Source organism: Blautia sp. HCP3S3_D9 (genome assembly GCF_052063845.1).
In the GTDB taxonomy this organism is placed as follows: domain Bacteria; phylum Bacillota; class Clostridia; order Lachnospirales; family Lachnospiraceae; genus Blautia_A.
Genome location: NZ_JBQHWS010000043.1, coordinates 23491 through 30329 on the forward strand (window position 1 = coordinate 23491; position 6839 = coordinate 30329).

The 6839-nt window shown below is 41.9% G+C and carries 6 protein-coding genes and 1 pseudogene; all 7 read right to left on the reverse strand.

Annotated features, from left to right (window positions below; genetic code table 11):
* Positions 1–53: 53 nt before the first annotated feature.
* Positions 54–992, reverse strand: coding sequence for a translation elongation factor Ts (gene tsf, locus ACTNES_RS10160; protein WP_118512173.1), 939 nt, complete (start codon positions 990–992; stop codon positions 54–56).
* Positions 993–1092: 100 nt separating this feature from the next.
* Entirely contained in the window at positions 1093–1836 is a 744-nt protein-coding gene (gene rpsB, locus ACTNES_RS10165) for a 30S ribosomal protein S2 (RefSeq protein ID WP_216459055.1), read from the reverse strand.
* Between the two features lie 325 nt (positions 1837–2161).
* Positions 2162–2929, reverse strand: a complete 768-nt coding sequence (locus tag ACTNES_RS10170) for a pseudouridine synthase (protein WP_118633740.1) — start codon at positions 2927–2929, stop codon at positions 2162–2164.
* Positions 2926–4983: a hypothetical protein gene (locus ACTNES_RS10175; RefSeq protein WP_441039217.1), complete on the reverse strand. Its 2058-nt coding sequence runs from the start codon at positions 4981–4983 to the stop codon at positions 2926–2928. Before ACTNES_RS10175 ends, ACTNES_RS10170 begins: the two co-directional genes overlap by 4 nt.
* A complete protein-coding gene (locus ACTNES_RS10180) occupies positions 4958–5860 on the reverse strand; it encodes an ABC transporter ATP-binding protein (RefSeq protein ID WP_291816192.1) in 903 nt (300 codons plus the stop codon). The genes ACTNES_RS10175 and ACTNES_RS10180 overlap by 26 nt, the downstream gene beginning before the upstream one ends.
* A complete protein-coding gene (locus tag ACTNES_RS10185; protein ID WP_019162114.1) occupies positions 5857–6231 on the reverse strand; it encodes a GntR family transcriptional regulator in 375 nt (124 codons plus the stop codon). Before ACTNES_RS10185 ends, ACTNES_RS10180 begins: the two co-directional genes overlap by 4 nt.
* Before the next feature lie 350 nt (positions 6232–6581).
* A pseudogene (locus ACTNES_RS10190) lies at positions 6582–6839 on the reverse strand (CPBP family intramembrane glutamate endopeptidase); the annotation flags it as partial.

Genomic DNA, 6839 nt, shown 5'->3' on the forward strand with positions numbered 1-6839 from the left:
AGGCTTTCAGAGCCTCTATAAATTCTGATTCAGTTTGCAATCAAAACTTCTGCTTAAGCGTTCATCTGCTTTGCAACTTCTTCTGCAAAGTTTTCTTCTTTCTTTTCGATACCATCGCCTGTCTCGTAACGTACGAAACCTTTAACAGTAATCTTAGCGCCGTTTTCTTTAGCAACCTGCTCTACGTATTTAGCTACAGACTGTTTTCCGTCTTCAGCTTTAACGTATGTCTGGTCAAGGAGGCAGATTTCTTTAAGCTCTTTTTTGATACGTCCTGTGATCATTCCTTCGATAACCTTAGCTGGTTTCTGGGATTCTTTCGGATCGTTCTGGATCTGAGCCATAAGGATTTCTTTCTCATGCTCGATGTATTCTGCGCTTACTTCGCTGTCGCTTGTGTACTGTGGTTTCAGAGCTGCAATCTGCATTGCTACGTTCTTAGCCATTTCTTTAACAGCATCGTTAACTACGTCTGTTTCAACGTCTACAAGAACACCTATCTTACCGCCCATATGTGTATAGGAAGCAACGAAACCATTCTCTTCTGTAACCTGAGCAAATCTTCTGATGTTCATGTTCTCGCCGATAACTGCGATCTGAGCTGCAAGAGCTTCTTTAACAGTCTTAGTTGTATCAAGTGCCCATGCTTCTGCAAGGAAAGCATCGATATCTGCTGCTGTTGTGTTCATAGCCTGAGCTGCTACATCTGCTACGTAGTTCTGGAATTTTTCATTCTTAGCTACGAAGTCTGTCTCAGCGTTAACTTCTACAACAACTGCTTTCTTTCCGTCTTCGGAAACTAAAGTTTTGCAAAGACCTTCTGCTGCTACACGGCTTGCTTTCTTCTGTGCTGTAGCAAGACCTTTTTCGCGAAGGAATTCTACTGCTTTATCCATATCACCTTCTGTAGCTGTAAGAGCTTTCTTACAATCCATCATTCCGGCGCCGGTCATTTCTCTTAATTCTTTTACCTGTGCTGCTGTGATAGCCATTTCATTTTCCTCCTGAATAATATTCGTAAATCGCCCGGAGAGGCTTTTCCTTTTTCAATGACAGGAAAGCCTGTCGGCTTTCCTGTACTGGTTCAAAAAATTATTCTTCTGTAGCTGCGAACTCTTCAGATTCAGCTTCGATTTCGCCGTCTGCATCTGCAGTACCCTGTTTTGCTTCGATAACAGCGTCTGCCATTTTGGAAACGATTAATTTTACTGCACGGATTGCATCATCGTTACCCGGGATTACATAATCCAGTTCTTCTGGATCGCAGTTTGTATCGCAGATACCGATAAGCGGGATTCCTAATGTATGAGCTTCCTGTACGCAGATTCTTTCTTTCTTAGGATCTACGATGAAGATTGCATCTGGAAGTCTCTTCATTTCTTTGATACCGCCTAAGTTCTTCTGTAACTTAACGAGTTCTTTTTTCAGTTCGATAACTTCTTTTTTAGGAAGAACGTCAAATGTTCCATCAGCTTCCATAGCTTCGATTTCTTTCAGTCTTGCAATACGGCTCTGGATAGTTTTGAAGTTTGTAAGCATACCGCCTAACCATCTCTCGTTTACATAGAACTGTCCGCAACGCTCTGCTTCTGTTTTGATAGCATCCTGAGCCTGTTTCTTTGTTCCTACGAATAAGATGTTTCCGCCGTCTGCTACGATATCAGCGATTGCATTGTAAGCATCGTCAACCATGCCTACAGACTGCTGTAAGTCGATGATGTAGATACCGTTTCTCTCTGTGTAGATGTATGGAGCCATTTTAGGGTTCCATCTTCTTGTCTGATGTCCGAAATGTACGCCTGCTTCTAAAAGCTGTTTCATTGAAATAACGCTCATGTTTGTTCTCCTTTTTGGTTAATTTCTTCCGCCCGGTTCTCTTTCCTGGAGACCCAGCCTCACACCGCAGGGCACCATCCACGGGAATCTCCGAACGTGTATATTTTTGTATACGCAATAGATGCGCATGACTCGCAACTTCTGTAGTATAGCATACAAAAACCCTCCATGTAAAGAGGGTTTTTTGCAAATTTTTTATTATTTTTACAGTTTCTTCCAGGTTCTGATCTGCTTCTGACAAACTCAGTTTCCTGCGCTTTACCGACACATGTTATAATGTCCATTATATCAGCGGACAATCAACCATGTATTCTTACAATTTTACTTATTTTGTGACAACACTTTCTTTTAATCTCTTTTCTTCTTCTGCAGTCAACTGTCGGCATTCGCCTTTTTTGAGATCATCCGGCAATGTCAATACTCCCATGGAAATTCGTTTCAGATAGACGACTTTCTTTCCTACTGCTTCTGTCATTCGCTTGACCTGATGGAATTTCCCCTCTTTGATCGTAAGCTGAATTTCTGATGACCATCCTGACGGGTACTGTTCCAGTTCTGTCACTTCAACCTTTCTTGTACTGAGGATCTCCAGTTTTGCCGGCATTGTGGGATTTTTTTCTCCGATTTCCAGACCATCTGCGAAGCGCTGCACATCCTCTTTGGTCATACATCCGTCTGTAACCGCATAATAGGTCTTGTCCACATGTTTCTTTGGAGAAAGCAATTCATGCGCCAGTGCTCCGTCGTCTGTGATCAGAAGCAGTCCTTCCGTATCTTTGTCCAGTCTTCCCACCGGAAACAGGCCTTTTCTGTCTGATGCTACAAGTTCCATCACTGTTTTGTCCCGCTTATCTTCTGTGGCACTAACATACCCTGCCGGTTTGTGCAGAAGATAATAGACAAATTCCGGTGCCTGGGAAATTCTGTTTCCGTCCAGAACTACTTCATCCTCTTCACTGACCTTGATCTCCGATTTCTTTGCAGGCACACCGTTGACCTGGACTTTTCCTTTTTGAATAAATTTTTTTACCTCACTTCTGGTTCCTGCTCCTGCATCTGCCAGGAACTTGTCCAGACGAACTGCTTTCTTCATTCTTCTTCCTCGCCAGTTTCTACTATTTTCTTTATAAATTCCGGCTCTTTCGCTTTCAGTACAGCAAACTCTATTCCGTTTAGCGATTCTCCGGCAGACTCTGTACTGTTCAGAGCCACTTTCACACTCACACCCACCTCCGTTTCCAGCCATGCCGGACACTCCAATTCACGGATCAGGCTCTGGGCTAATTCTTCTTTCTGTTCAGGATCTGTGACATCCATTTCTTCTGCATTATATGTCACTGAATAATCGTACTGTTTCAGATTTTCTTTTTCCATAACAAAAGCATAACCTTTTTCTTTCAGGAAAACAAGTGTCCGCTTAAATGTCGGGAAAATATATCTTCCTACTTCTGCATAGGATTCCGGTGCAATATGCTCATCCATATCTGCATAGGAAGTAGCGTAAAGCTCCATCTGTCCACACGGGATTCCTATAAGTTCCTGCGGTGAGGCTTCTGCTATATCCTGTTTCAGCAGATCCAGCAGCTTCTGACTGTCAGATTTTTCCAATGTTACAGAGTACTGATCATCTAATTCATTTAAAGGATCTACTGTTATAAAAGACACTTTCTGTCTGTACTTTTCCAGAATATCATATTTATTATCTTTTAATGTTCCCTGCTCATAGCATGCTTCCAGCAGTCTGCCAAGCTGCTCCGCTGTCACTATATATTGTCTGGTAATATCGAAACCGCTCTTCTTTTTAAACTGAACTCCTATTTCTGTTCCGCTGCATTCCTTACTGTTCTGATAAGACGCAATTTCTTTTAACACTTCATAGATTTTATCTGACATTCCTGCATCTGTCCATCTGCCATAATTTCCGCCCATGAAATAAAAGAGTCTGTCCAGTTTATATGAACCAGAACTCACTTCCATCTGCGGTTCATTCACACTCTCAGTTCCTATCCACTCCAGATTCAGACTGATTCCCTCAGTTTTTGCCATTGTCGGAATTCTTGTATCATATCCGATGGCATCTGTGTGTAATATCCAGGCACTGACAGCTACACATATTCCCAAAAGCAGAAGCTGCAGCTTATGTGCTGCCATTTTACGGAAATCCATTGCAAAAATAACCTGCAAAATTCCATAAAATACAACTGTCCCCAACACAAGCCCGAATATCCACCAGCCAGTCCTGTTCTCTTCTGGTCCGATCAGCGCAAACATCGTTCCAATTGCCAGAGCAGCAGGGATTACGACCATAAACAAAAGGATTGGTTCCAGAAATCCGTAAACAAAAGATTTTCCTGTTTTCTCAGCTGGACGCTTTGTATATGCCAGATATGCACATACTGCCAGAACAATCAGAAGCAGTATCCCGCCCACTATAATGATCCAGAAATTCTTTTGTCCTGAATAAGTCCGCAATGCCACGGAAATAGATACAGGTGAAAGAAAAACAGATATCTTTTCTGCCATTCCCTCTTTAAGTCCCATATTCGTTCTGAAATACATCATTTCCAGCACCCATAAAAGAATGCCCAGTACCGGTCCGTAAAGGTAAACACAGCATAATGACAGAATACCTGCCAGAATATTTCCCGCAATTGCCAGTGCCAACACTGCTCCGAAATACAGCAGCAGATACATAAGCAAATGTTCCAGAAACGTTTTCCCCGCTGCCGTGATCAGATGACTACCATGTCCTTTGCTGACTGCGATCGCCATTGTGATCAGTTCCATGATCACATATGGAACCAGATACAGCACCAGACCTCTGATTGCTTTTTCCCAAAAGAACCTGCTTCTTGTTACCGGAAGACTGTGATAAAAATCAATCTTATCTCTGGAAAAAAGATACCAGAATTCATTCAGGGCATTTACAACGGCCACAAGCATTGTAACCAAAAAGCCTGGAACTATCAGATAGGAACAGATCATGGCAAAAGTCATCCTGTGGATTTCATCCGTCTGATTTCCGATCAGCATCAGTTCTGCTACCGGAAATGCAACCATAAACCCCAGTAACAACAGCACCAGAATCCAGGTACTGCCTTTTAAGCTGCTTCTTAATGATCTACCAGAAAATGTTTTTGACTTCATAGCCTGCCACCTCCGTTTCGCTGATAAATATCTCCTCCAGTGTCAATGGAATCACTTCGCAGAATATTGGATTCTGTGTCTGTACTTTCTGAAGTATTTCTTCTCTGGTCCCTCTTGCAGTAAGTATCAGAAGTGATCCCTGATGTTCTTTCTTTAAAACGTCCAATTCTTTCAAAAGTGCTTCTTCTTTTGTCTGATCCGGCAGTACACACTGGATCTTATGGATATGGAATTTCATGTCTTCCAGTTCTCTGGATAAAAGAATTCCTCCTTTGTGCAGGAGTCCTACATGGTCACACACGTCCTCCAGTTCTCTCATATTATGAGATGCGATCACCGGGGTAAAATCCCGATTCATGATTTCAGACACAAACAGACTCTTTACTGCCTGACGCATGACCGGATCAAGTCCATCGAACGTTTCATCGCATAACAGATATTTTGTCCCTGCACTGATTCCCATAATGACCAGAAGCTGTTTCTTCATTCCCTTGCTGTAGGAACTGATCCTGCGTTTCTCATCCAGATGAAACTGGTCCATTAATTTACTGTAACTGTCAGTCATAAAGTCCGGATAATATTCTCTGTAGAAATCTTTCAGATCTGCTGCCGTATATCCCTGTGGAAAATATCCACCGTCTGAAATGTAAAATATCTGCTGTTTTATCTTTTCATTCTCATAGACCGGTTCCTGATCCACCAGGATTTCTCCTTCGTCCGGCTTTATCACTCCGGCAGCCATTCGAAGCAGCGTGCTCTTTCCTGCACCGTTGGTCCCTACCAGTCCGAAAATCTGGCGTTCACCGATTTCCATTGATACATGGTCAATGGCATGGATCTCTCCGAAAGCTTTACTGCAGTTTCTGATCTCTATCATGATTCGTCCTCCTTTTCAAAGATTTCCGCAAGCATTTTCTCCAGTTCCTCTCTGTTGAATCCTGTGTTTCTGCCTTTCTGTATCAGTGCTGTGAATTCTTTTCGGTAGCTCTCTCTGTTTATCTTCTGTACCTGAGAGCTGTCTGCTACGAAATTTCCTCTGCCTTTTACAGGATAGATCAGTCCCAGTTTCTCCAGCTCCATATATGCACGCTGGATCGTGTTGGGATTGACGGACAGTTCTGTAGCAAGCTGCCTTACTGACGGCATCTGCGATCCCGGCGGCAGGACACCGTTCAGGATTAGGATCTGAAATTTATCTGTAACCTGTTCATAGATTGGACGCCTGTCCTGATAATCCAAAACAATCACTGGTGATTCCTCCTTTCTGTTACGTGTTTCATGATGTGTTGTTTTATTTTATGTGTGTATTTAGTGTATTAGTTGTATTGATACACTCATAATACAGAATACTGTTGTATCTGTCAAGTACTTAATAGCTAAATACTTATTTGTCAAACAGATATTCTCTGTTTAATTCAGTAAAAGGTTATTTCCGAATCCTAATCAAACTGTTAGGTTTTACTCTTTCCAGTACATCTAAATTTCCGTATACTGATTATTTTCTTTTTGCCTTAACATAATCTTTTTTCTAATAACAAAGACACCTGCATGTGTACTGTCATTCCACAATTGCAGATGTCTTTATCTTGTCTCTATTTTTATATCATTCTTTTCTTTTTTCTTATACTGCACATCTTTTCGAAATGGGTAAGGCAATATACCACACTGATCAACAGAATCAGATAGATCAATATGAGAATCTGTACCCCATATTTCATGGAATACAAATCCAGTGCATATTCTGAGATAAGCAGTGACCAGATGTTTGCTCCCATATGGAGCAGCATACTGCTGTAAATATTTCCACTCATTTCCAGTATCCATGCAAATGCAGTTCCGAGGATACTTGCGTAAAT